Source organism: Nannocystis sp. RBIL2 (genome assembly GCF_026626745.1).
GTDB lineage: Bacteria > Myxococcota_A > Polyangia > Nannocystales > Nannocystaceae > Nannocystis.
This window is the reverse complement of sequence record NZ_JAPNJW010000001.1, coordinates 2,874,868-2,899,182: the sequence shown is the minus strand read 5'-3', so window position 1 is coordinate 2,899,182 and position 24,315 is coordinate 2,874,868. Positions and strand designations below refer to the sequence as shown.

Genomic DNA, 24,315 nt, shown 5'->3' with positions numbered 1-24,315 from the left:
ACAACTCGGGCGGCATCGTGAGTTGACCGATGCTGCACGCCCCTGCACCGGCCCCTACGCAAAGTCCCGCCTTGACGAGGCTGCCTCCACTTCCGCCGAACATGGTGCCGTCGCTCCTCGGCCTCTCGCTGACGTTCGCGTTCATCACGATGTTTCTCGGCGGTCTGTTCCTCGCCAAGCCTCCGAGGTACGACGATGGCCACACCGATTCGCCGCTTCTCTGGGGCGCGTTTCTGCTGATGGGGACGAGCGCGCTGGGGATCGGGCTGTGGCTCGCGTGGCTTGCCCACGCGAGACGTGGGGTCGCGCTGCGCGAGCAGGGCGCGCTGGTTGGCCGCCTGAGCACGACCTGGGCTCGGGTCCTTCGCTGCGACGTGGTCGGATCCGAGAGCTCGGACGGGACGCTGACCCATCACGTGCTCGCGCTCGAGCTCGTCGGTGCACTGGACACGCAGGCAAGCGATCAGCAGCAGGACGGAGACGGCCTCCGCGCGATCGCTGCCGCCGGCGACGACGCGTCGTTCGTGGCGTGGACGCGGCCCGACAGCGGGACCACGCGGTGGGCCGTGTCGCGCGTGGTGTTCGGCGAGGGCAAGAAGGAGACCTGGACCGGGCCGCTGACCGGCGGGTGAGCTGCCCAGCGTCAAGCACGAGTGACATGAACGAATGGGCATGTCTTCGGAGACATGTCCGTTGCTGCCGTCACTGGCAGCCGCCGTCCCACTCGTGCGCGCCGATGCTCAGCGGCGGCGTGCGCGTGAGGCCGTTGATGTCGTCCGGGACGTCGGCCGTGATGTCGCGGCCGCCCTGCGTCACCTGGCACGGGCTCTGCGCGTCGAGGACCATGTCGTCGGCGGCCTCGATCACGGTCTGGGCCAGCTTGAGGTTGTCCGCCGCGTTTGCCAGCCCGTCCTCGAACTGCGTCACCGTCGTCCACATGCGCAGCGGGCTGTTCCCGAACAGCGTGTAGTTGCAGCCCAGCACGTTGTTGCGCGCGTTGTTGGGCACCGATCCGCCCCCCTCCGAGAACACGCAGATGCCGGACAAGTTCTCCGACTCGAACAGGTTGTTGTCGACGATCGGCGTGGCGTTCGAGGCCAGCCACAGCGCGTGAGCGTCGCCAGCGTCCGGCAAGTAGACGCTGTTGCCCAGGACCCTCGCCGTGCCGCCTTGCAGGTAGATCCCGTACGCGTTGCCCAGCACGCTCGACATGTCGATCACATTGTCGGCGAACAGGCCGTTCGAGCTGACGGCCGTGATCGCTAGCGAGGGCTTCTGGACCTGCTCGACCGCGAAGCGGAAGCGGTTGGCGACGATGTTCGGGGCACCGAAGTAGGCGCGGATGCCGACGATCCGGACCGAGCCGACGTCCGCGAGCGGCTCGATGACGTTGTTGCGGATCGTGGCGTCGCCGGCGACCAGCAGCGCCGCCCGGTGCTGCCCGCGCGCGACGTCGACGTGGAACCCGTCGAGCACGGTGCTGCCGGACACGCCGGAGGGGATCTCGATCGAGCGGTGGGGGTTGGACTCGGACGACGGGAGCGCCACCGGTGACTCGTCGACGATGTGTGTGACGTACTGCGCCGGGTCGCGCTCGCCCCAATCGGCCCGGTAGCCGCCGTACAGCGAGACGCCGTCGATCATCACGATGTGATCGTCGTTGGCGTAGTCGACGGCGTAGTCGCCCTCGGCGACGCGGATGGTGTCGATCGTGCCCGACTGCCCGGCCTTGTCGATCGCCCACTGGATGGTACGCAGCGGCAGCTCGACGGTCCCGGGGTTGCCGTTTTGGCCGTCCTCGCGCACGTACAGCACGTTGGCCTCGCCGCCGATGCCGGTGGTGCCGCTGGTCGAGCTCTCGCCGGTTGTAGTGTCGCCGGTCGTCGTGGTGTCGCCGGTCGTCGTGGTGTCGCCGGTCGTCGTGGTGTCGCCGGTCGTCGTGGTGTCGCCGGTCGTCGTGGTGTCGCCGGTCGTCGTGTCGACGGGCGTGGTGTCGCTGGTCGTCGGGTCGCCGGTCGTGCTCGACGTAGTAGGGGTCGAGGTCACGTCGGTGCCCACGGTCGTGCCGGGCTCGCTGGTCGACAGGGTTGACTCGCCGGTCGACGTGTCGGTGCTCCCGGCGGTGTTGCCCGAGGTCGACGCGCTGCCTCCGCTGTCGCCACACGCCGGACCCAGTGTCGCTGCTGTGAAACCGAGGATCGATAACGCAGAGAATCTCATGCGTCGGAGCCTACGGGTGTCTGCTTAGACATGGCAACAGATAGCATCGGGACGCAAGAGTGCGCCAGTAATGTGTTGTACAAGATTCTCTTTTGTACAACACAGAACGAAAACACGGCGCCCCGGAGACGACGTCGGCCGCGGCCTAAGCTCCGCCACGACCAGGTGCCCGGCCGTCGATCACGACCCGGACGGTGGTCTCGACGTGCGCTCCAGAACCCGTGGGTGCGCGCCGCGGCTTGCGAGCACCAGCCCCGGAGCTGGCCCGCCGGTGCTCACCCGCGAGCGGCGGGACTGCAGCACCGCCCGCACATGTCTCGACGGCCGGGCGGCCGCCGGCTACAAACCTTGGCCCGGCGGGGGGATCTAGGCCAGTGCAGGGCCCGATGCGCGACGGCGCGATCCCCCGGCCGTCTCGAAAATTCGTCTCGATTTTGTCGCGATCTGGGCAGTTTTCGAGACAACTCCTCGAATTCGGGCCCGCATGGGGGGAGCTCTCAATCGAGATACGGGCAGTCGACCGCCGGGTTCGCGGAGCGCTGGCAGCGCAGTGATATGCAGGCGTCGTCGCGCGGTTGCACGGTGCGGATCAGCCTGAGTTCGGCGTTGTAGCCGGCGTCGACGCACTCGTGCGAGAGATTGTCGAGCGAATCCGCGGTCAGGCCACCGGCGTCAATCAAGATGGCGTGGCAGAGCTCGTGTCCGTCGGGGGCGGTGTACACCGCCTCGCCGTCGACGATCTGCGTGTCGCAGCGCGGCACCGGGGTCGGCTCCTCACCGTGCACGAGCTCGACGACCTCGCAGCGGGGGTCGAGCACGGCGGTCGCGGGATCGGTGTCGGCGACGCACGCCGTGACGCACGCGGGCCTGATCTGCCCCTCCAACCTGCTCGCCAGCGGCACCCACAGCCCCGCCGGCTCGTCGCTGCAGATCGACGCGACACCGGGCTCGCCCTCCGGGGCGAAGGCCTGCGCGACGGCGGCGACGCGCACCGGCGGAGTACCGGCGCCGTGCTCGGACATACACCCGGGGCAGATGCCGTCAGCGGTCGTCGTGTCGGGCGTACACGAGGTCGAGTACCTAATGACGACGCCGCCGGTATCGTAGCCGACGGGCACGCCGCCGCGGGCGGTGACGACGACCCCGGCGGTGGACCCGGTCTGCACCAGCGCGTCGAGCAGCGCGACGGTGCGTTCGACCGGCAGCAGCACAGCGTTGCCGGCGGAAGCGCCTGGTTCTCCGGACATGTCCCATGACTCAGGGGCGCAGGTGCTGAATTCGGGCGCCGTGCCGCTGCAGCGGACGCCGGCGTTCCAGCACACGCCGGGGGTCGGCTGGGTCGGGTCGCTCCAGAACCGACGGTCGCCGTCCGGGTCGAAGATGCCAACGTGCGCGGGGGCGACGGAGCAGTCGGCGGTCACGCCGATAAACGCGACGGCGAGCTGGGCGTCGGAGCGCAGGAACCCGTACGCGGGGTCGGCGGGGTCGAGGGCGCGCGTCAGCGCCAGTTCCATCGCGGCCAGGGGGGACGGGAAATCGCACCCGCCGAGCCCCTGGATTACGAGGCAGGCGGCGGCGTCGCCGAGGTCGACGCCGCCTTCGAGGTTGGTGCGCCCGGAGATGCTCTCGAGCCACGGCCTGTCGACGAGCGAGCCGTCGAGTGGACATTCGGCGAGGCACACGCCGTCGTCCGCGAAGCCGGTCAGCCGCGCGCGGCACGAGGTCGACCTCAAAGTGCCATCGCCCGGGCGCGTGAGGCAGTGCGGCCCGTTGACGTGAGTGCTCGTCACGGCGATGCGGTAGTCGGTGTTCTGGTCGGCCTCGAGGACCTCGACGAGCACGCGCGCGGCCTCGGCGATCTGCGGCTGTTCCTCGGCCATCGCCGGCGAATCCTCGACGACCAGTAAGACGTCGAGCTTGCGCCGCTCGATGCACGCCAGCGTCTGCCAGGCGCCCTCAGTCGCGCTGTCAGGGTCGGGGACGACGATGCCGGCCGACTCGCAGGCGACGAGCGCGAGAAGGCCGAACGACCACGGGCAGGAGCGCATGGGAAGAAACGAGCATCATGCGTGCCGGCGCAAGTGCCGAGAATCTCGAGAGGACGCCGCCAACGTCGTTGGCTCGCGGTCAGCGTCGTTGGCGAAACGAGGCGGGAGAACGAGCACGGTGGCTCGACCTGGTCAACCTCGACCTCATTTCACCAAGCGGGACGATGGGCGTGATCGTGCGAGGGCGACGGACAGCGGTTTTGGCGGTCTCGCTCGCGCATGAGCAAGTCCACGCGAGCGTGAGCGGTCAGAAGCTGATCTTCAGGCCGAGCACCGGCAAAATTGGGAGGCCGACGACCGCACGTCGTCGAGCTCGCGCTCCTCACGATCGCCGTCGAAGCCCCTGTTCGCTCCGCCATGCCCTGATGGACATGTGCATGCATTCCCCAGCAACGCCTGCTTCGCCGTCTGCGACGACGCCCACCCGTGCTCCGCACCGACTGGCAGGGCGGGCGCGTGTGCGTGTAACCGGCACCCGCGCGTACCGCCGCCGGTGACCGACAGCCGCGCGCCCCGCTCCTCGCCTGCGATCGTGAGTCGTTCGCGGCGTCCGCCGCGGCGCCGCACAAATTTTGCTGCGCGCCGCGATCGGGGCTAACGTGCCGTCTGGAATGTCGGGGGCTCTCACCGCCCTGCTGGCCCTCATCGTGGTCGGGGGCGCCAATCCGGACGCGCCCGTGACCGCCACGGTCGCCGGCGATCCGGCGTGCGCCCGCTTGCTCGAGCAGACCAGGTTCCTCGAGGAGCCCGAGTGGATCGACCATGCCGTCCGGCCGCGCGAGACCCTGTGGCAGATCGGCGTCCGCTACGGCGTGACCCGTGAGGCGCTGGTCGAGTGGAACGAGCTCGAGGGCGTGCGGGCCCGCGTGCGCTCGGGCAATCGGCTCAAGGTGCTCACCGACCGGGTGCCGCCGCCGCGGGAGCGGATCACGTACACCGCCGAGCCGGGCGATGACTGGGGCGAGGTGGCGATCCGTCACCGCGTCAACCTCGACGACCTCCGGGCCTGGAATTGGAAGAAGACCGGCTCGCTCGAGCCCGGGATGACCCTGGCGATCTGGACCGATCCCGGCGCCCCGCGGACCGTCCATTGTCGGCGCGGCGAGCCCCCGCCGCCGCTCGAATTTCGCAAGGACGCCGTGAGTCGCGGCTATCCGTCGGGCGGACGGCTGATCCGCGGGATCCTCGTCCCGCTCTCGCCGCTGTGGAAGCGCGGCAAGAAGGACGAGATGTGGGCCAGCTCGCACACCCTCGCGACGATGATCGAGGCCTTCACGCGCCTCCGGGTCGACAGCGGCTACGACGGCGAGGTCTTCGTCGGCACCGTCAGCCGCCGCAAGGGCGGCAAATTCAGGCCGCACAAATCGCACCGCACCGGCCTCGACATCGACATTCGTCTGCCGCTGTTGCCGACCATCCCGCTCGAGACCTACCCGACCGCCGAGGCCGTCGACTGGCCGGCCCTCTGGGAGCTGATCAAGGCCTTCCTCGACACCGGCCAGGTCTCGGTCATCTTCCTCGACGAGCGCCTGCAAGAGCACCTCTACTGGGCCGCGCGCTGGGACGGCAAGACCCCCGAGGAGCTGGCGCCCATCATCCACTGGCCGCGCAAGGGCAAGAAGTGGGAGTCCATCATCCAGCACGCGCGCGGCCACAAGGGCCACATCCACGTCCGCCTCCTCTGCGGTCCGAACGAGGCCCTCTGTCGACCCGGCCGCGCCGAGACCCTCGAGCGACGCGGATGGGTCGAACCCCGCCCGAGCGCCAAGGACTCGCGCGACGGCGCCCGCGCGCGCCGGGAGGCGTGGCTGCTCTCCATGCGCGGCGTCGACAGCGAGACCGGCGAAGACGAGCCCTGAGCGCTCGCCGACCACGCTGCGGCGAATCGTCTTCAGCCCCGCGCTCGTCATGCTCGGCGCAGTACCGGTCACGGACCGGTGCTGGTGTCGGCCGGATCTGAGGCTGACGAATGCGAAGTCGGGTGCGTCGGCGGCGAAGGTGACCACGACGACGAGCTTCTGCCCGCACACCTCACTCATCGGAGCCGCGACGACGGTATCGATCAGGATCTGGCCGTCATGGGCGTAGCTCACCGCCGCGCTGCCAGCGTGGCAGAGCTCGGCCGCGCCATCGCCTCCACGCCGCTTCAGGTCGTTGCCGCGCCCGCGGTCACGCGTCCCGTGAGCATGCATTGTTGGTGGTGAGGCGCGAGGAGATCGGGAAGCCGTTGCGGATGGCGGCGTCGATGAACAGCGCGGCGCCGCCGGTCACCACCGGGGCGGCGAACGAGGTGTCGGAGCTGTTGGGGCTAAGCGTCGACCACGTACCTGGCCGGTGGACCGAGCGTGCTGGGCAGGCGAATGGCGTCACCCGGCGCGACCAGACCGATGCCGGACATGGTGTGATCGCCGAGGCCGTCGGCGGCGTATCACCGACGAGCGGGCAGGGGGGGGAAGCCAGCGATCGGTCGGATCGCCGGCGACGTAGAGCGCGGTGCAGCCGGCTGGATCGGCGAAGGTGAGGCGGCCCTGGCCGTTGTCGAGGTGGACGTGCGGGGCGAGGTCGATGTCGTGGACGACGCCGTGATCGACGGCGAGCAGGCGCACGAACGGGGTCGCCCGCAGCTCCTCGTCGAACAGCATGAAGGCGGTGAGGTCGGCGAGCGCCGCGTCGAGCGTGGCGTGGGCGGTGCGCGAGGTGGCGGTGGCGAGGCCGTACCAGGCGCGGTCGGCGGCGAGCAGCCAGCCGCGGAACGTCACGCCGGGCCCGCGGGGTCACCGCGCCGAAAGGACATGTCGCATCGGGCATGTCCATAGCGGCCCCAGGCGCAGGTGTAGCCGTCACCTCCGGCCGATGCTCCGGTCGTTCCCGATTTCGCCCGACCACGAGCCCCGCGCGCGGCCGGAGGTCGGCATAAACTGCCCTCGCGGGCAATGCCACCTCCGGCGAACTCTCACATTCACTAAACCTGAGCAGCACCGTCATTGACGGGCTCCGTTCACAGCCCGTATCGCGCGCGCGCCTCCGTGCTGACCGGCGTGAAGAAGTTGACCAGGTTGCCGTCGGGATCTCGAAACAAGAGCGAGCGATTGCCCCACGGCTGCGTCACCGGCTCCTGCACGACCTCGCGGAGGACTCCCTCGAGGCGCTCGTATTCCTTGTCGACGTCGTCCACCCGGAACTCGAGAATGACCGAGTGGTTGTTCGCGCCACTCGCGGCTCCTGCGCCGAACATCGTCATCGTGCGTTCGCTGCCGATAGCGATCGTGCAGGTCGGCGTCGCCACCTCGGCGAACTCCTCGGTGAGCCACCTCGCCGGCGTCACCGCCCGTTCGTAGAACTGCACCAAGCGCTTCACGTCCTTCGTGATGATTCGAATCGAGACCAGGTTCATGTCTTGCTCCTTCGTTGTTGGCGTACGAGCAAGACTTGTAGCGCGGTGCTGCTGACAGCATGATGGCAGCAGCGAACATGCGACGCGCTGACCGGCTCTTTCGGATCATCCAACTCCTGAGGCGGGCGAAGCGCCCCGTGACCGCCGAGACGCTCGCGGGTGAACTCGAGACCTCGAAGCGCTCGGTCTACCGCGACATCGCTGAGTTGATGGCGCAGCAGGTGCCGATTCGTGGCGAAGCCGGGCTCGGGTATGTGCTCGATCGCCAGTTCGACATGCCGCCGCTGATGCTCACGCCCGACGAGCTCGAGGCGGCCGTCCTCGGTGCCCAGTGGGTGGCGATGCGTGGCGACCCCGTGCTCGCAAACGCCGCTCGCGACCTCCTCGCGAAGATCACGCAGAGCGTGCCCGAGCGACTGCGAGCCTTCCTCATCGAGCCGTCGGTCAGCGCGCCCGCGCCGCTCTCCGCGACGACCGATGGCATCGACCTCACGAAGCTTCGCCTCTGGATTCGCACCGGACGCAAGGTCCGACTTCGCTATCTCGACGAGCGAAACGAGGAGACCGAGCGCACCATCTGGCCGGTCGTCGTCGGGTACGCCGAGACAGTGCGTCTCGTCGCGGGGTGGTGCGAGCTACGCCAGGGATTTCGCCACTTCCGCACCGACCGGATCGTCGCTGCGCAGTTCATCGACGAGCGCATCGACTGCAGCCAGACCGATCTTCGCGCACGCTGGAAGCGTCACATAACCGCCCAGGGTCTTCGCATGCCCGAGTGAGCCCTTCCGCCTCGAGCGCACCCCCGACTCGGCGTTGCAGCCGCCACGCGGAAGGCGCTCCGTCCACTGACGGTCAAGCCGCGAGCACGCCGCCGTCGACGAACAACTCAACACCGGCGACGAAGCTGGCGTCGTCCGACGCGAGGTAGAGGACGGCCTTACCAACCTCGTCGGGCGTACCGAGTCGGTCGAGCGGCGTCATCGCCTTGATGGCCGCCTCCGCGCCTGGGGTATGCTGGAGGTACTTCTGCATGCCCGGGGTCATGATCATCCCGGCGGAGACCACGTTCACACGGATGCCGCGGGTCTTGAGGTCGGTCGTCCACGTCCTCGCGAAAGAACGGATTGCCGCCTTCGTGGCGCTGTAGATTGAGAGAGCGGGGAGTCCTTTGCTGCCCGCGCCCGAGCCCGCGAGGATCACCGAGCCTCCGGCCTTCATCAGCGGCAGCGCCTTCTGCACGGTGAAGACCGTGCCCTTGACGTTCGTTTCGAACACGCGATCGAAGTGTGCCTCTTCGAGCCCGCCGATCGGCCCGCTCTCGGAGATGCCCGCGTTCGCGAACACGACGTCGACCCGACCGTGGTCACGCTCGATGCGCTCGTAGAGCCGGTCGAGATCGGCGAGCTTCGCGGCATCGCCCTGGACGCCGACCGCGCCCTGGCCGATCTCGTTCACGGCTTCGTCCAGCCGATCCTGACGCCGGGCGGTCACGTACACGTGCGCGCCCTCGGCCGCGAAGAGCTTGGCAGTCGCTAGGCCGATGCCCTCGCTGCCGCCCGTGATCACCACAACCTTGTTCTCGAATCGCTTCGTCATCGGAGAGGCTCCTTTCCTCCTCCACAAAGTGGAGGGTTGCTCCACTTGTATAGTGGAGGCATCCTCCAGTTGCAAGTGGCGAAGAAGAAATCCTCAAGAACCGGCGAAGTCTTGCTTCGCGCCGACGCCCAGCTGAACCGCGAACGCATCCTCGCGGCAGCCGAGGAAATGTTCCTCGAGCACGGGGCGAACGTCTCGCTCGAGGACGTGGCCAAGCGCGCGAACGTGGGCATCGGCACCCTCTATCGGCGCTTCCCGACGCGCGAGGCGCTCCTCGGGGCGGCGTACAGCGCGCGCTTCCTGGAGCTCGCCGAGGCGAGTCGTGCGCGCGACGGCGAGCTCACACCAACGGAGTCCGTGCGCGCCTACCTCGAACAGCTCGTGCTCCACACGAACGTCTACCGAGGGATCGCAGGCTCGCTCGGGACTGTGCTTCAGACCGACACGCCGGGCTGCCACGCGACGAGCGATGAAGGGCGGCGGCTCGTTCGACGTGCGCAGAAGGCCGGAGTCATCCGTCGCGACGTCACGTTCGAGGACCTCGTGTGCGTGGCGACGGCCATCTCGCTCGCGAGCGAACAGAGCGCGTCGTCGAAGTCGCGCGTCGCGCACCTGGTGGACGTGTTCCTCGGCGGAATCGCGTCTCGCTGAGCGCGCTGCCCCGCTCGGGCGTCACGACGCGCTTTGTCGAACGATTACTCCGTGTTCAAGCTCGACCAGATCGATACGACCCCGGGCCCGGCACTAGTGCCGCGACCGTGGCGTAGTGATCTGCTGGAGCCTGAACACGGATCGAGCCTGCTCTTTGGTGAACCGCCAGGTGATCTTGCGGCGTCGCCGATGGGCATCGGAGTTCCAGAGAGATGTTCGCCGACGTAGTTCGGCGAGCGAGCCGATCCGTAGGCGCCCGAGGCACTCGCGGGACCATAGGCTCGCTTCGATCTGTTTTGGCTCAGCTGGAATGGGACACGCCCCGGCCTGGTAGAAGGAGCCGGGGCAAGGATTGCCCATGAGCAAGAAGACACGTCGTCACCACACCCCTGACCAGAAAATCAACCTGCTGCGTCGACACCACCTCGAGAAGGTGCCGGTGTCGGAGGTCTGCGAGGGCGCCGAGCTGCAGCCGAGCGTCTTCTACGGCTGGCAGCGCCACCTGTTCGAGCACGGCGCGGCGGCCTTCGGGGAATCTCGCAAGCGCGTCGAGACCAGCCGGGAGCAGGAGCTGCTCGCGGAGAACGAGCGGCTAAGGGCCCGTCTGGCCCGCAAGGACGAGGTGATCGCCGAGGTGACCGAGGAGCTCGTCCGCACAAAAAAATCTGTTGGGGAGCCCTGACGGACCGCTGGGTTCCCCACGACGAGCGCGACCAGGTCGTCGACTTCGTGCATCGGCTGTCCGAAAAGACAGAGGTGCCGCTCGTGAAGTTTGTGGGGTGGCTGGGCATCGCCCGCGCCAAGTTCTACGAGTGGCGCCGGCGATACGGCAAGCTCAACGAGCACAACGGCAAGACCCCGCGCGACCACTGGATCGAGCCGTGGGAGCGCCAGGCGATTGTCGACTACTTCGATGCGCACCCGCTCGAGGGCTACCGCCGGCTGACCTTCATGATGCTCGACGACGACGTCGTCGCCGTCAGCCCTGCGACCGCCTACCGCGTCCTGCGGGCGGCCGGTCGCCTCGATCGTCATCGACCGAAGCCGAGCAAGAAGGGCACCGGCTTCGTCCAGCCCCTCGGCCCGCACGTGCACTGGCACATCGACATCGCCGTCATCACCATCGCCCGCGTCTACTACTACCTGTGCTCCGTCCTCGACGGCTACAGCCGATACGTCGTGCACTGGGAGTTCCTCGATCGCATGACCGAGGCCGACGTCGAGCTCATCCTCCAGCGTGCCCTCGAGGCCCACCCTGGCGCTCACCCGCGGGTCATCTCCGATAACGGCTCGCAGTTCATCGCCGGCGACTTCCGCCGCTTCATCGACCTCGCCGGCCTGACCCACGTCCGGACCTCGGTGAACTACCCGCAGGCCAACGGCAAGATCGAGCGGTATCACCGGACCCTCGACAAGAACACCATCCACGCCGTCACGCCCGACGGCGCCCACGCCACCATCGCCACCCGCATCGACCACTACAACAACCACCGCCTTCACAGCGCGATCGGCTACGTCAGCCCGCGCGACAAACTCCTCGGACGCGAGACCGAGATCTGGGCCGGCCGCGATCGCAAGCTCGAGGCAGCCCGAGAGCTCCGACGCAAGCGCCGAGAATTGGACCACCTCGGCACCGCCGCGTAACTTCTCTCGACCCTCCACTTCACCCTCAGCGTCTCCGTTCGTCAACCCACCCTCTGTCCCGTTCACGCTGAGCCAATATAGATCTCTGCTGGATTGAGCCAACTGCCGTGCTTCGGGGTGTAGTGCACGGTGAAACGACTCCAGAGTTCCTGTCCCGCCTCCCGGCCAAATGTCGTGCACAGGGAGTTCTGGCAGTGCGTATTGAGGTTGTCCATGACGAGGTGGATCGTCCTCGCCGACGAATACCGCCGAGCTATTCGACGAAGAGCCCGAGCGAACTGCTTCGCCGTTCGGTTGGGCGTGGCATGGGTGAGGTGTCGCCCTGTCTTGGGCTCGACGATGCAGAAGATATTCGCCGTACCGCGCCTCACGTATTCGTAGTCCTGCCGCGCCATACGGCCCGGAGAAGCGGGGCGTCCCGGTCGAGCTGCATCCCGCAGCACGACTGGGCGCTCATCGAGCGCGACGACGGGCTCGGACACGTCGGCCGGCTGGGCCAGGGTGTCGAGCACGTCGTCCATCCGAGCCACGTATTCCTCGTCGATCTTGGGAACGCACCACATTTTTTTCCCGCCAGGGCTTGAGCTCGTGGTCCTTCAGCAAAATCCGGATCGTCTCCCGGCCGACTTGGTCGACAAGCTTGCGCTTCATGCACTCCTCGACGATGAGCATGATTGTCCACCGAGCGCGTCCTTCGGGAGGTGGACCGCAGACCATGGCGACGATCGCCGCTTCCTGCCAAGCATCGAGTTTCCGCGGTGGGACCGGCCGCTTTGCGTCCTTGAGTGCGACTTCGACGCCCGCGGCGAGATACTGTTCTCCAACCCGCCGAACCGATGGGACCGCCGATCCAACCGCTGCCGCCGTCGCCGCCAGCGTCTTCCCCTCGTCCAGCAACTGCAGCATGCGGATTCGCTTCCAGGTCCGCACCGTGAGCCGCTCCCGAGCCTTTCGCCGCAGCAGCTCTCGGTCCTCGGCCTTGAGCTTGAGACCGGGGAACCGGGGCCGTGGCTTCTTCTGCCTCATGGAACCTGTAGATCAGGTTCCGGGCCAGAGCGCAAATTCGCGCATCCTTTTCGGATCGCTAAGCTACGGTCGAAGCACTAGTGCTCCGACTGCGACGTAGTGATCTGGTCGAGTTTGAAGACCTCTCGGGCTTGCTCCTTGGTGAACCGCCAAGCGATCTTCCGCCGGCGTCGGTGGGCGTCCTTGTTCTGTTTTGGCTCAGCTGGAATGGGACACGCCCCGGCCTGGTAGAAGGAGCCGGGGCAAGGACCGCCCATGAGCAAGAAGACACGTCGTCACCACACCCCTGACCAGAAAATCAACCTGCTGCGTCGACACCACCTCGAGAAGGTGCCGGTGTCGGAGGTCTGCGAGGGCGCCGAGCTGCAGCCGAGCGTCTTCTACGGCTGGCAGCGCCACCTGTTCGAGCACGGCGCGGCGGCCTTCGGGGAATCTCGCAAGCGCGTCGAGACCAGCCGGGAGCAGGAGCTGCTCGCGGAGAACGAGCGGCTAAGGGCCCGTCTGGCCCGCAAGGACGAGGTGATCGCCGAGGTGACCGAGGAGCTCGTCCGCACAAAAAAATCTGTTGGGGAGCCCTGACGGACCGCTGGGTTCCCCACGACGAGCGCGACCAGGTCGTCGACTTCGTGCATCGGCTGTCCGAAAAGACAGAGGTGCCGCTCGTGAAGTTTGTGGGGTGGCTGGGCATCGCCCGCGCCAAGTTCTACGAGTGGCGCCGGCGATACGGCAAGCTCAACGAGCACAACGGCAAGACCCCGCGCGACCACTGGATCGAGCCGTGGGAGCGCCAGGCGATTGTCGACTACTTCGATGCGCACCCGCTCGAGGGCTACCGCCGGCTGACCTTCATGATGCTCGACGACGACGTCGTCGCCGTCAGCCCTGCGACCGCCTACCGCGTCCTGCGGGCGGCCGGTCGCCTCGATCGTCATCGACCGAAGCCGAGCAAGAAGGGCACCGGCTTCGTCCAGCCCCTCGGCCCGCACGTGCACTGGCACATCGACATCGCCGTCATCACCATTGCCCGCGTCTACTACTACCTGTGCTCCGTCCTCGACGGCTACAGCCGATACGTCGTGCACTGGGAGTTCCTCGATCGCATGACCGAGGCCGACGTCGAGCTCATCCTCCAGCGTGCCCTCGAGGCCCACCCTGGCGCTCACCCGCGGGTCATCTCCGATAACGGCTCGCAGTTCATCGCCGGCGACTTCCGCCGCTTCATCGACCTCGCCGGCCTGACCCACGTCCGGACCTCGGTGAACTACCCGCAGGCCAACGGCAAGATCGAGCGGTATCACCGGACCCTCGACAAGAACACCATCCACGCCGTCACGCCCGACGGCGCCCACGCCACCATCGCCACCCGCATCGACCACTACAACAACCACCGCCTTCACAGCGCGATCGGCTACGTCAGCCCGCGCGACAAACTCCTCGGACGCGAGACCGAGATCTGGGCCGGCCGCGATCGCAAGCTCGAGGCAGCCCGAGAGCTCCGACGCAAGCGCCGAGAATTGGACCACCTCGGCACCGCCGCGTAACTTCTCTCGACCCTCCACTTCACCCTCAGCGTCTCCGTTCGTCAACCCACCCTCTGTCCCGTTCACGCTGAGCCAATACAAGCGGCAGGATCGATTGGATAGACGTGATATGCACAATCGCGCCGGCACCCCGTTCCATCATCTGCGGAGCCAAGAGGCGATCAAGGCGGACCGTGGCCATAAGGTTCAGGTTCAGTTCGGCAAGCCAGTGCTCGTCCGTCAGGGCGAGAAAGCCGCCGCCCGGCGAGGCCGAGCCGCCGATCACGTGGGCGAGGATGTCGACGCCGCCCATACGCTCGAGCGCCGCCTTGGCCAGGGTCTCCCCGCCTTCGGCGGTCGTCAGATCCGCCCGGACGAACTCGACGCCGTCGATGGGCTCCAGGGTTCCGCGGGCTGCGGTGATCACCCGGGCGCCCCCGGCCAGGAAGCGGTCGACGGTGGCGCGGCCCAGACCCTTGCTGCCGCCGCTGATGAGCACACGCTTTCCAGCGAACTCCGTGGGATCAGTTTTGATGTTCATGTCGTGATCTCCAGTGCTTTGATGGCGTCGTTTTCGAGCGTGAAGCGATAGGTGAAGCGGATCGGGCTGCCCTTGAAGTCGCCATGGGCAGGGCCTTCGACCACGACCAGACCGTCCTCCTGGCGAACGGCATCCGGCGTGAAGATCGCCTTGACGGCGATCACCTCGTCTTCAAACAAGGTTCGCAGCTCCGCGTGGCCCTCGTGACGTTTTCCGTTGTCCGAGAGGACCGCATCGGCCGCGAAAGGCTTCAGCATGCCGTCCACATCGAGCTCTGCGTTGGCCGCGACATAGGCGGCGATGGGTTTGGGGAGTGCGGGCGCCATGAGTATTCTCCTCTGCGTTGGTTCGCTTCGGAGAGACTAGTCTCGCCAAACTAAAAAAAAAATACGCTGAATCGTGCATGCTATAGGTAGCCAGGCTAAACAATGCGTGACGACCTATCCGGGCTTCGAGCCCTCCTCTGCGTAGCCGAAAAGCGCAGCTTCCGGGCGGCGGCCGCCGAGCTGGGGGTAACGCCATCTGCCGTGAGTCAGATCGTTCGCGCCCTCGAAGAGCGCGTCGGTGTGCGCCTGCTTCAACGAACCACACGCAACGTCGGCTTGACCGAGGCCGGTGAGCACTTCATCGCGCAGCTCAGGCCTGCATTCGACGGCATCGACGTCGCGTTCGAGTCGCTCAGGGCCATGAACGGCCGCCCGTCGGGTCTGTTGCGCCTGACGATGCTCCGAACCGGCTACAACGACGTCATCAAGCCGAAGCTCGCGGCCTTTCTCGCCGCGTACCCCGACATCCGAATCGACATCTGTCTCCAGGAGGCGCTGTCGAACATCGTAGCCGAAGGCTTCGACGCGGGGATACGCCTCGGCCACAGCCTCGATCGCGAGATGATCGCTGTTCGCGTTAGCCCGGACCAGCGCCTCGTGGTCGTCGGCTCACGGGACTACTTCGCGCGCCGAGGCAAGCCCACGCATCCGCGCGAGCTTCACGGGCACGAGTGCATTGGTCTGCGCATGTCGACGGGCGCAGTCGCCCGGTGGAAGTTCGTCGAGAGCGACAAGGAGTTGGAGCTGGCCGTCGACGGCCGCGTCGTGACCAACGATGGATCGGTATTGGTAGACGCCGCCGTCGAGGGCGTCGGCCTCGCGTACGTCTTCGAAGACATGGTGAGCGGGCTCGTGTCCGAGAAGCGACTCGTGCGGGTGCTCGACGGGTATTGCCCGCACATCCCGGGCTACTTTCTCTACTACCCGAGCCGGCTGAACCTCGCCCCCAAGCTTGAGGTGCTGATCGACTTTCTAAAGAAAGGTAGAGGGCGCGGCAAAAAGTACGCGTGACGGGGACCGTCGCGGCAAGGCGCGACCTGTATCGGCGCCACGGCGCGCCGATCGCGTTCCGCTACGTGGCGAAGCCGGTGAAGATGCTGGCGTGGCCGGCGTTGGTGATCCACCGCTTTTGGCCGGTGAGGCGCCAGCCGTTGCCGTCGCGCACCAGGCGGGTCTTCATCGACGCCACGTCGGAGCCGGCCTCGGGCTCGCTGCAGGCGTAGCTGATGAAGATGAACATCCCTGCCTCACGTTCGTGGATGGGCTCGGTAGTACTCGGCCGCGAGCCAGCCAAGGTCGAGCTTCGTGTAGCGCTGCGTGCTGCTCAGGCTCGCGTGGCCCAGCATCTCCTGGATGCTTCGCAGGTCGCAGCCCCGCAGCAACAGGTGCGTGGCGAAGCTGTGGCGGATCCCATGAGGCCCCACGCGGACCTTGGCCCCGACCGCCTTGCAGCGGCGATACACCAGCTCTCGAACAGTGCGGTCGCTGAGTCGGGTGCCGTTCCTGCCGAGGAAGAGGGGCGGGGCTGGGGCGATGAGCAACTGGCGGCGCACCTCGAGGTACCGCTGCACCGCTGCCGCGCCGAGGGTTCCAATGGGAACAATGCGGGCGACGACGACCCCGCGGACGTTGACGGCGAGCATGTGCTCGAGGTCGTCGTCGCCGACGTCGACGAGCGGAGGACGGCGTCGACCGTGGCCTGCGAGGAGTGGCTTGCGCCGGGTAGTTCACGGTCGTGCGGAGCTTGTGGAGGCCCATCTCGCAGAGGCGCTCGTGGGACCACTTGCTAGGCGAGAAACGAGTGCGCTGTCCACCACGGCGCCACAACCAGCGCACGATCCGCTCGCGCACGTAGTGATCGACCTGGTTGAATTTCGCGTCTGCGTTGCCTGTCCTGAAGTCGTTGGCCCAGCCACGAAGCACGGGGTTCAAGGCCGCGATGAGCTCTTTCACTTCCTTGACCCGGTTTTGTCGCACCGAGGTCAGCGTGTGGACCTTGCGGATCCGCTTCATCGCCCGCGGCGAAGGCCACCGCTGCATGAAGTCATCCGTCGTCAGCGTTCCTCGCGGGGCCGGGCTCTGGTTGATCTCTTCCTGCCTCGTCCAGTTCCTCAGCGCGCTCACCGTCAGGCCCATCTCTTGGGCCACCTGCGTGACCGATTTGCCTGAATTCTTCACGATCTTGACCGCTTACCCGGGCGGGACTTTCACCCGCTGGAACGGTGCAGCATGACGCGGTCGAGCCGCCCCCTTCGGGGTCGTGCTCCTCCGCGTCGTCAGGACGCACCATGTTCGAGGCGTAGCACGAACGTGGGCAGGCATACAGGGCCCGGGCCGGCCCTGCCTGCTGCAGCAGGCCGGACTCGATCTTGATCGGGCCGACGTCGGCGTGCGGGACCTCGCAGTTACTACCGCGGAACTGCTCGCCCCGTCGAGACACATGCTGATCGGTGAGCACTCGCTCGGCCTGACCCAGCAAGTTGAGGCAGCCAACGCCTCGGCACAGCTCGTGTATTCGCATGTGTCCACCTGCGAGGCGCACGCCTCCACGAGTTTGTCCACGATCGAGCTGCAGTCGCGGCCGACACCCATAAGGCGAGCACTCGTGTCATGCTGGGTCCAGCAGTAACGCGGCCTCGTAGTCGGGCAAGTCGATCGTGTCCGCGCTCTTGGTCGCCGTGAGTCGTCCCAGGAGCCGGCGCACCGCGGGTCTGGCTGCGAAGCCCAACAGGGCGCGAGAGATCGCTATCCCGGCCCGGTTTTGCGGCTGCGCGAGGCTCAGCGCTCCCGGGGGGATCTTCTGCGCCCTGGCGACGTAGGGCCGCATGCGCTGCTCGTAGCGGGCGAAGGCCTGCAAGCCGTCGCCATGAAGCTCGAGGCCGCCGGCATGGGCCGCGACGCCGCGGCCGCGGCCGCCGCGGTGGTCCGCAAGCACATGGCGAAGATGGCCGGCGTGCTCGTCGACGCAATGCCCCCTACAATGACGGTCCGGCTCGACGCGCCCGAACCGACCGAGCTCACCGTCGGCGAGACGCGCGCGCCGCCCTATCGCGCTCGAAGACTACCGCAAGGAAAGTGGAAAGACTGTTCGCCTGACGGCATCAATCTCGGGCTTTATTTCACCTCCTTCGGTGCGAAACTGGCGGCACGTATGAGCCTCAGAGACTCGATCAGGCACGACCGCTGCCCCGTCCGTGTGATCCGGGGACAGAGCCTCCCGGACGTCGAGGTCCACCACGGAGTCCAGGTGCGCGACGCGTTCGAGCCCCACTTCCACGCGGCGGCCCATGTCATCCACGTCCTCGCCGGCGCGCGCAAGCAGACTGTCGGTCGTCGCCAGCACACGCTCGCACCGGGCGACGTGCTGGTCATCCCGCCGGACGAGGTCCACAGCGGGGCGTCCGCGCACCGCGAGGGCTGGACGTTCGTCTCGCTGTATTGCTCGCCTGCGGCGCTCGAGCGCGCGGCCGACGAGCTCGAGCCCGACGCCGCGGGAGAGCTGGGTCGCGCCGTACGCTTCGAGCTCACCGACGAGCTGGGCAGCGGGCAGCTCGTCACCGAACTCGCCGCGGCGCTGGACGACACCCCGCTGGCTGCCCAGACGGCCTGGCTCGCCCTGACGTCTCGCCTGCTCCGCGGCCGCCGCGAACCTGCTCCGCGCCGCCGCGAGCGGGCGCTGGTGAAGCAGGCGCGAGAATTCCTCGACGCACACCTCGCCGCGTCTGTCACGCTCGATCAGCTCGCGGCAGTCACCGGCGTCAGCAAGGAGCACGTCGTGCGCAGCTTCACCGCGGATGTCGGGTTGGCGCCGCATTCGTACCAGCTCAACGCCCGGATCGAGCAGGCCAAGCAATCTCTGCTCGCCGGGTCGGCGATCTCGGATGTCGCGCTCGCGCTGGGCTTTCACGACCAGAGCCATTTCGCACGGCACTTTCGGCGAATCGTCGGCATCCCTCCCGGGCGATTCATGGGACCGCGCCGGGGAGCGTAAGCCGCGACATCAACATCGTACAAGACGGCGCGACGTTTGCTGTACGATCGCACCTCGATGAGCACCGACGAGAGCACCGTCTTCATGGTCCGTCACCGCGTCAAGACCGGGGCACGGCCGCGTTACGAGGCCTGGCTCGAGAAGATCCTATGCACGGCCAACGGCTATCCCGGATATCAGGGCCGGCACGTCGTGCGTCCTTCGGCGCTCGACGGCGAGTACGTGAGCATGCTGCGCTTCGCCACCGTTGACGACGCGCGCCGCTGGATCGAGTCGGACGATCGACGGGATCTCGTCGCAGAGATCCGCGAGATCATCGAGACCGACGACACGCTCTTGAAGGGCGGCATCGACTTCTGGTTCACGCTGCCCGCGGAGGGACGCCCACCCGCTTGGAAGCAGTGGCTCGTGACGACCTCGGTCATCGCGCCGCTCACGATGCTCGTGCCACCGCTGCTCGCGCCGCTCTTCGAGGCCGCGGAACCGCTCGGGGCCTACGGGGTGCGGCATGTCGTGACCGCGGCCGTGATCGTCGCGATCGTGACGTTCGTGATCATGCCGCGCTACGTTCGCCTGCTCCGGGGTTGGCTCTACGCCGAGGCGCGGGTCGCTCACCAGGACTCTTCGAACCCGAAGTAGTGCACGAGGTCGCTCCCGGCCATTTCGCGCGGCACTTTCGGCGAATCGTCGGTATCTCTCCCGGACGATTCACGGGGCCGCGCCGGGCGGACATCAACATCGTACAAGACGGCGCGGCGCCAGACGGCCATCTTCGTCCGGCGCCGCTTCGATTCGCCGCGCCCGAGAGCCCTATGACAGATGCAGCCGACGCCGATCTCGTCCTCTACAACGGCCGGATCACGACCATGGATTCGCAGGAACCCGCCGCCTCGGCGGTCGCGGTGCGGGACGGTCGATTCATCGAGGTCGGCGACGACGCCGCGGTCCTGCGTCGCGCCGGCGCCGACGCCCGGCGGATCGACCTCCGCGGCCGCACGGCCATTCCGGGCCTCATCGATTCGCACCTGCACCTGATCCGCGGCGGCCTCACCTACAACAGCGAATTGCGGTGGGACGGCGTCGCCTCGCTCGGCGAGGCGCTGCGACGGCTGCGCGAGCAGGCCCTACGGACCCCGCCGCCGCAGTGGGTGCGCGTGGTCGGCGGCTGGTCCGAGTTCCAGTTCGCCGAGCGGCGCATGCCGACGCTCGACGAGCTCAACGCCGCCGCCCCCGACACGCCGGTGTTCGTGCTGCACCTCTACGCGCAGGCGCTGCTCAACCGCGCTGCGCTGCGCGCCGTCGGCTACACCCGCGACACGCCCGATCCGCCCGGCGGCGTGATCGTGCGCGACCGCCACGGCGAGCCGACCGGCCTGCTCGTCGCCAAGCCCAACGCGTGGATCCTCTACGCGACGCTCGCCAAGGGCCCGCGGCTCGCGCTCGACGACCAGCGTAACAGCACCCGTCAATTCATGCGCGAACTCAACCGACTCGGCGTCACCGGGGCGATCGACGCCGGCGGCGGGTTTCAACAATACCCCGAGCACTATCAAATCATCGAGGAGCTGGCGGCCGCCAGGCAATTGACGGTGCGGGTCGCCTACAACCTGTTCACCCAGCGCCCCGGCCAGGAGCTCGAGGACTTCACCCGCTGGTCGAGCTCCCTGACCCCGGGCGCCGGCGACGGCTACTATCGCCTCAACGGCGCCGGCGAGATGCTCGTCTACTCGGCCGCCGACTTCGAGGACTTCCTCGAGCCGCGGCCCGACCTCCCGCCGCACATGGAGGACCAACTCGGCGCCGTCGTCGAGCACCTCGTCGCCAGGCGCTGGCCGTTCCGCCTGCACGCGACCTACGACGAATCGATCGCGCGGATGCTCGACGTGTTCGAGGCCGTCGACCGCAAGGTCCCGTTTCAGGGCCTGCGGTGGTTCTTCGACCACGCCGAGACCGTCTCGCCGCGCAACATCGATCGGATCGCCGCGCTCGGCGGGGGCGTCGCCATCCAGCACCGCATGGCTTACCAGGGCGAGCACTTCATGCGCCGCTACGGGCCGCAGGCCGCCGCCGAGGCGCCGCCCGTGCGTCGCATGCTCGCGGCCGGGCTCCCCGTCGGCGGCGGCACCGATGCGACGCGCGTCGCCAGCTACAACCCGTGGGTCGGGCTCGGGTGGCTCGTGTCCGGCCGTAGCGTCGGCGGCACCGAGCTGCTCGGCCCCTCCGGCCGGCTCTCGCGCGAGCAGGCGCTGCGCCTGTACACCGCGGGCAACGGCTGGTTCTCCGGCGAGGACGGCGAGCGCGGCCGGATCGCCCCCGGCTGCTTCGCCGACCTCGCAGTGCTGTCCGCCGACTACTTCGCAGTGCCCGAAGCGGAAATCCGCGGCATCACCTCGGAGCTTACCGTGGTCGGCGGCGACGTCGTCCACGCCAGCGGCGACTTCGGTGGTCTCGCGCCGCCGCCCCTGCCGTTCAGCCCGGACTGGGCCCCGCCCGCCCACCACGGCGGCTACGACCCGGGCGCCGTGGCGCGCGCGCTGCACCGCGCCCACCGCCATCATCACCACCACGCCGCCGGTCTCGCCTGCCCCTGCGCCGTGTTCTAGCCGTATGGACATGTCCTTTCAGGCATGCGGGGCGCGCCGACCAGGCTCGCGCCCCCGCGCCGGCGCGCGCGCGGCCTCGACCGCGGTCCTCGCGGTCGCCCTCGGGGCGTCGTCGGACGCGCTCGCGCGACCCACGACCTGGCCCATCGAGCCTGTCCTTGCAGACAGCCTCTCCAAGGCGCGGTACCCGGCGCTCGGACATGTCCCCACGGACAGCCTCGCTAGCACGCAGCGCCCGGCGAGCGGACATGTCCCCACGGACAGCCTCTCAGTCGGCCCCGCGCTCGCCCGTCGCGACGCCGCGCCGCCGCAGGTCTCCGCCCCGGTGCCGGACCTCCGCGGCGCTCCGGCAGCGCGTGCCCCTGTCCCCGCGGACATGCGTCGTCCGCCGGCCTTGAAGCCCGGATCGCCGGCGCAGTCCGCCGGCGCGACCGAGGCCGCCGCGCTCGCCGGCCGCGGCGAGGGCCGGCCGGCCGCACCGCCGCCCTACCGCCTGCTGCGCGCCGACGAGGACTACCGTTACCTGCGCGACCGCGGCCACCGGGCCGACTTCCTGGATGTCCTCAAGTACATCCCGCTCGGCCCGCGCGGCCGCGTCGCGCTCAGCTTCGGCGGCGAGACGCGCCAGCGCCTCGACTGGTTCCGCAACCTCGACTGGGGCGCCGGTCCGCCGCGCTCGCTGTCGTGGATGCAGCGGTACATGTTCCACGCCGAGCTCCGGGCGCCGTACTTCCGCGCGTTCGCCCAGGTCAAGAGCGGGCTCGAGACGGGGCGGCCCGGCGGGCCGCGGGCGATCGATCGCGACGACTTCGACTTCCACCAGGCCTTCGCCGACTTCGACCTCGAGCGCCCGGGCCTGCGCCTCATCGTCCGCGCCGGCCGGCACGAGCTCGCGTTCGGCTCCGGCCGCCTCGTCTCGCCGCGCGAGGGCCCCAACGTGCGCCGCAGCTTCGACGGCGTGTCGGTCATCCTGTCCGTCCGCCGGGTCCACGCGCATCTGTTCGTCACCCGCCCGGTCGCCACCGTGCCCGGCGTCCTCGACGACGGCTGGGAGCGCGGTCAGTGGTTCGCCGGCGCCTACCTGACCGTGCCCTCGCCGCTGCGCGGCGGCCAGGTCGACGTCTACGCGCTCTACCTCGACCGCCCTGAAGCCGAGTACCACCGCGGCCGGGCCCACGAGCGCCGCCTGTCCCTCGGGACACGTTGGTTCGGCGCCGCCGGGCGACTCGACTACAACGTCGAGGCGGTGCTGCAAACGGGGCGCTTCGGCGCCGCGCCGCTGCTCGCGTGGACCGTGGCCAGCGACACCGGCGTGCGCCTGCTGCTGCCGTGGGACCCGCGGCTCGGCCTGCGGCTCGACGTCGCCTCCGGCGATCGCGGCCCGGGGCGGCCCTTCGGCACCTTCTCCGCGCTGTTCCCCAAGGGCTCGTACTTCGGCGAGGACGCGCTGGTCGGGCCCGCCAATTTCCTCGACGCCCACCCGATGCTCACGCTGACGCCGGTCGAGCCACTGAGCCTCACCCTCGACTGGGTGGTCCTCGGCCGGTACAGCCTCGCCGACGGCCTCTACAACGTCCCCGGCGAGCCGACGATCGCCGACCCCGGCGGCGCCCGGTTCGTCGGTCACCGCGCCGGCGCCACCCTCGAGGCCGAGCTCGGGCGGCACGTCGGCTTCGTCGTCACCGTCGGCCGCTTCTTCCGCGGCCCGTTCCTCGCGCAGGCCGGACGCACCCGCGACGTCGACTTCCTCGCCACCTGGCTGACCCTCAAGTTCTGAGAGCGCAGACCGCACCGCAACGCAAACCTGGAGACCGAACCATGCCCACCGCCATCGCCGCCCCCGGCAAGACCCTCCTCACGCCCCACGACCACACCCTGATCCTGATCGACTACCAGTCGCAGATGGCGTTCGCCACCAAGTCGATCGACGCCGTGCTGCTGCGCAACAACGCCGGCCTCGTCGCCCACGCGGCGCGGATCTTCGGCGCCTCGACGATCCTCACCACCGTCGCCGAGAAGAGCTTCTCCGGCCCGATCTTCTCGGAGATCAAGGCCGCGTTCCCCGAGCACGACGTCATCGACCGCACGTCGATGAACACCTGGGAGGACGCGAAGATCGCCGAGCGCGTCAACAAGCTCGGCAAGCCGCGTATCGTCCTCGGCGGCCTGTGGACGTCCGTCTGCATCGTCGGCCCGGCGCTGTCGGCCCTCGACCAGGGCTTCGAGGTCTACGTGATCGCCGACGCCTGCGGCGACGTGTCGAACGAGGCCCACGAGCGGGCGATGGACCGCATGGTCCAGGCCGGCGCGCGGCCGATGACCTCGCTGCAGTACCTGCTCGAGCTCCAGCGCGACTGGGCCCGCGTCGGCACCTACGACGCAGTCACCGGCCTCGCCAAGGAGCTCGGCGGCGCCTACGGCCTCGGGATCATCTACGCGAAGACCATGTTCGGCGCGTCGGAGGGCGGGCACTAGGGTCCCCCCCCCATGAAGCTCTACCTCGTCTCGCTGGCAGTCGGCGCGCTCGTCGGCGCCCTGTACAGCGCGCTCGGCGTGCGCTCACCAGCGCCGCCGCTCGTCGCGCTGCTCGGTCTGTTCGGCATGCTCCTCGGCGAGCAGGTCGGCCCGATCGCGCGGCGCGTGCTCGTGGGAGAGCCGCTGTCCGCGGCGTGGTTCGCCCGCGAGCGCGCGCCCAAGATCACCGGCGCTCCGGCGCCCGAACCCGCCCATGGCGACGCCGATGACCGATGACGCG

At 68.5% G+C, this 24,315-nt stretch carries 26 protein-coding genes and 2 pseudogenes; 16 read left to right on the top strand and 12 right to left on the bottom strand.

Annotated features, from left to right (window positions below):
* Positions 1-104: 104 nt before the first annotated feature.
* Positions 105-632: a hypothetical protein gene (locus tag OV090_RS11265; RefSeq protein ID WP_267703591.1), complete on the top strand. Its 528-nt coding sequence runs from the start codon at positions 105-107 to the stop codon at positions 630-632.
* A 70-nt stretch (positions 633-702) separates the two neighbouring features.
* Here OV090_RS11265 and OV090_RS11260 read toward each other — a convergent pair whose 3' ends face one another.
* Together OV090_RS11260 and OV090_RS11255 are read right to left on the bottom strand one after the other, a co-directional pair.
* Positions 703-2,220, bottom strand: a complete 1,518-nt coding sequence (locus tag OV090_RS11260) for a hypothetical protein (RefSeq protein ID WP_267703590.1) — start codon at positions 2,218-2,220, stop codon at positions 703-705.
* A 497-nt stretch (positions 2,221-2,717) separates the two neighbouring features.
* Positions 2,718-4,268: a hypothetical protein gene (locus OV090_RS11255; protein ID WP_267703589.1), complete on the bottom strand. Its 1,551-nt coding sequence runs from the start codon at positions 4,266-4,268 to the stop codon at positions 2,718-2,720.
* A gap of 611 nt (positions 4,269-4,879) precedes the next feature.
* On the opposite strand from OV090_RS11255, the gene OV090_RS11250 reads away from it, so the two are divergent.
* Entirely contained in the window at positions 4,880-6,127 is a 1,248-nt protein-coding gene (locus OV090_RS11250) for a penicillin-insensitive murein endopeptidase (RefSeq protein WP_267703588.1), read from the top strand.
* Positions 6,128-6,437: 310 nt separating this feature from the next.
* Here OV090_RS11250 and OV090_RS11245 read toward each other — a convergent pair whose 3' ends face one another.
* From OV090_RS11245 to OV090_RS11235, 3 genes are all read right to left on the bottom strand, one after another.
* Positions 6,438-6,638 (bottom strand): hypothetical protein, encoded by a 201-nt coding sequence (locus OV090_RS11245; protein WP_267703587.1) that lies wholly within the window; start codon positions 6,636-6,638, stop codon positions 6,438-6,440.
* Entirely contained in the window at positions 6,635-7,027 is a 393-nt protein-coding gene (locus tag OV090_RS11240) for a hypothetical protein (RefSeq protein WP_267703586.1), read from the bottom strand. Before OV090_RS11240 ends, OV090_RS11245 begins: the two co-directional genes overlap by 4 nt.
* 239 nt (positions 7,028-7,266) lie before the next feature.
* Positions 7,267-7,662, bottom strand: a complete 396-nt coding sequence (locus OV090_RS11235) for a VOC family protein (RefSeq protein ID WP_267703585.1) — start codon at positions 7,660-7,662, stop codon at positions 7,267-7,269.
* Between the two features lie 77 nt (positions 7,663-7,739).
* Here OV090_RS11235 and OV090_RS11230 point away from each other — a divergent pair, with 77 nt between their 5' ends.
* On the top strand, positions 7,740-8,441 hold the full coding sequence (locus OV090_RS11230) for a YafY family protein (RefSeq protein ID WP_267703584.1): 702 nt from the start codon (positions 7,740-7,742) through the stop codon (positions 8,439-8,441).
* 73 nt (positions 8,442-8,514) lie between these two features.
* On the opposite strand, the gene OV090_RS11225 is transcribed toward OV090_RS11230, so the two are convergent.
* Positions 8,515-9,258 (bottom strand): glucose 1-dehydrogenase, encoded by a 744-nt coding sequence (locus tag OV090_RS11225; protein ID WP_267703583.1) that lies wholly within the window; start codon positions 9,256-9,258, stop codon positions 8,515-8,517.
* Between the two features lie 75 nt (positions 9,259-9,333).
* On the opposite strand from OV090_RS11225, the gene OV090_RS11220 reads away from it, so the two are divergent.
* The 3 genes from OV090_RS11220 to OV090_RS11210 all read left to right on the top strand — a co-directional run bounded on the left by OV090_RS11220 (position 9,334) and on the right by OV090_RS11210 (position 11,553).
* The gene (locus tag OV090_RS11220) at positions 9,334-9,909 is read left to right on the top strand and encodes a helix-turn-helix domain-containing protein (RefSeq protein WP_267703582.1); all 576 of its coding nucleotides are present in this window, start codon (positions 9,334-9,336) and stop codon (positions 9,907-9,909) included.
* 358 nt (positions 9,910-10,267) lie between these two features.
* Positions 10,268-10,591 (top strand): transposase, encoded by a 324-nt coding sequence (locus tag OV090_RS11215; protein WP_267701425.1) that lies wholly within the window; start codon positions 10,268-10,270, stop codon positions 10,589-10,591.
* A gap of 83 nt (positions 10,592-10,674) precedes the next feature.
* On the top strand, positions 10,675-11,553 hold the full coding sequence (locus OV090_RS11210) for a DDE-type integrase/transposase/recombinase (RefSeq protein WP_267701424.1): 879 nt from the start codon (positions 10,675-10,677) through the stop codon (positions 11,551-11,553).
* A 62-nt stretch (positions 11,554-11,615) separates the two neighbouring features.
* Here the strand turns inward: OV090_RS11210 and OV090_RS11205 are convergent, their stop codons facing one another.
* Positions 11,616-12,116: an IS630 family transposase gene (locus tag OV090_RS11205; protein ID WP_267703581.1), complete on the bottom strand. Its 501-nt coding sequence runs from the start codon at positions 12,114-12,116 to the stop codon at positions 11,616-11,618.
* A 718-nt stretch (positions 12,117-12,834) separates the two neighbouring features.
* Here OV090_RS11205 and OV090_RS11200 point away from each other — a divergent pair.
* Positions 12,835-13,158, top strand: coding sequence for a transposase (locus OV090_RS11200; RefSeq protein WP_267701425.1), 324 nt, complete (start codon positions 12,835-12,837; stop codon positions 13,156-13,158).
* Positions 13,159-13,241: 83 nt separating this feature from the next.
* Complete coding sequence (locus OV090_RS11195) at positions 13,242-14,120, top strand: DDE-type integrase/transposase/recombinase (protein WP_267701424.1); 879 nt, start codon at positions 13,242-13,244, stop codon at positions 14,118-14,120.
* 79 nt (positions 14,121-14,199) lie between these two features.
* Here the strand turns inward: OV090_RS11195 and OV090_RS11190 are convergent.
* Positions 14,200-14,640 (bottom strand): annotated as a pseudogene (locus OV090_RS11190) (SDR family NAD(P)-dependent oxidoreductase); the annotation flags it as partial.
* Complete coding sequence (locus OV090_RS11185) at positions 14,637-14,966, bottom strand: nuclear transport factor 2 family protein (protein WP_267703579.1); 330 nt, start codon at positions 14,964-14,966, stop codon at positions 14,637-14,639. The gene OV090_RS11185 and the pseudogene OV090_RS11190, both read right to left, overlap by 4 nt.
* Positions 14,967-15,068: 102 nt before the next feature.
* Here OV090_RS11185 and OV090_RS11180 point away from each other — a divergent pair, with 102 nt between their 5' ends.
* Positions 15,069-15,977, top strand: coding sequence for a LysR family transcriptional regulator (locus OV090_RS11180; RefSeq protein WP_267703578.1), 909 nt, complete (start codon positions 15,069-15,071; stop codon positions 15,975-15,977).
* Positions 15,978-16,047: 70 nt separating this feature from the next.
* Here the strand turns inward: OV090_RS11180 and OV090_RS11175 are convergent.
* Together OV090_RS11175 and OV090_RS11170 are read right to left on the bottom strand one after the other, a co-directional pair.
* A pseudogene (locus tag OV090_RS11175) lies at positions 16,048-16,212 on the bottom strand (acyl-CoA dehydrogenase family protein); the annotation flags it as partial.
* 1 nt (position 16,213) lies between these two features.
* Entirely contained in the window at positions 16,214-16,609 is a 396-nt protein-coding gene (locus OV090_RS11170; RefSeq protein ID WP_267703576.1) for a tyrosine-type recombinase/integrase, read from the bottom strand.
* 296 nt (positions 16,610-16,905) lie between these two features.
* Here OV090_RS11170 and OV090_RS11165 point away from each other — a divergent pair, with 296 nt between their 5' ends.
* Positions 16,906-17,199 (top strand): hypothetical protein, encoded by a 294-nt coding sequence (locus OV090_RS11165; protein ID WP_267703575.1) that lies wholly within the window; start codon positions 16,906-16,908, stop codon positions 17,197-17,199.
* Between the two features lie 375 nt (positions 17,200-17,574).
* On the opposite strand, the gene OV090_RS11160 is transcribed toward OV090_RS11165, so the two are convergent.
* On the bottom strand, positions 17,575-17,823 hold the full coding sequence (locus OV090_RS11160; protein ID WP_267703574.1) for a hypothetical protein: 249 nt from the start codon (positions 17,821-17,823) through the stop codon (positions 17,575-17,577).
* A 9-nt stretch (positions 17,824-17,832) separates the two neighbouring features.
* Between OV090_RS11160 and OV090_RS11155 the strand changes: the two genes are divergently transcribed.
* From OV090_RS11155 to OV090_RS11130, 6 genes are all read left to right on the top strand, one after another.
* Entirely contained in the window at positions 17,833-18,957 is a 1,125-nt protein-coding gene (locus tag OV090_RS11155) for an AraC family transcriptional regulator (protein ID WP_267703573.1), read from the top strand.
* 57 nt (positions 18,958-19,014) lie between these two features.
* Positions 19,015-19,596 carry a hypothetical protein gene (locus tag OV090_RS11150; protein WP_267703572.1) on the top strand — a complete coding sequence of 194 codons (582 nt, stop codon included), beginning with the start codon at positions 19,015-19,017 and terminating at the stop codon, positions 19,594-19,596.
* A gap of 173 nt (positions 19,597-19,769) precedes the next feature.
* Positions 19,770-21,560 carry an amidohydrolase gene (locus OV090_RS11145; RefSeq protein ID WP_267703571.1) on the top strand — a complete coding sequence of 597 codons (1,791 nt, stop codon included), beginning with the start codon at positions 19,770-19,772 and terminating at the stop codon, positions 21,558-21,560.
* Between the two features lie 10 nt (positions 21,561-21,570).
* Positions 21,571-23,337 carry an alginate export family protein gene (locus tag OV090_RS11140; protein ID WP_267703570.1) on the top strand — a complete coding sequence of 589 codons (1,767 nt, stop codon included), beginning with the start codon at positions 21,571-21,573 and terminating at the stop codon, positions 23,335-23,337.
* A 41-nt stretch (positions 23,338-23,378) separates the two neighbouring features.
* Positions 23,379-24,035, top strand: coding sequence for a hydrolase (locus OV090_RS11135; RefSeq protein WP_267703569.1), 657 nt, complete (start codon positions 23,379-23,381; stop codon positions 24,033-24,035).
* 12 nt (positions 24,036-24,047) lie between these two features.
* A complete protein-coding gene (locus OV090_RS11130; protein WP_267703568.1) occupies positions 24,048-24,311 on the top strand; it encodes a DUF1427 family protein in 264 nt (87 codons plus the stop codon).
* Positions 24,312-24,315 lie beyond the last annotated feature (4 nt).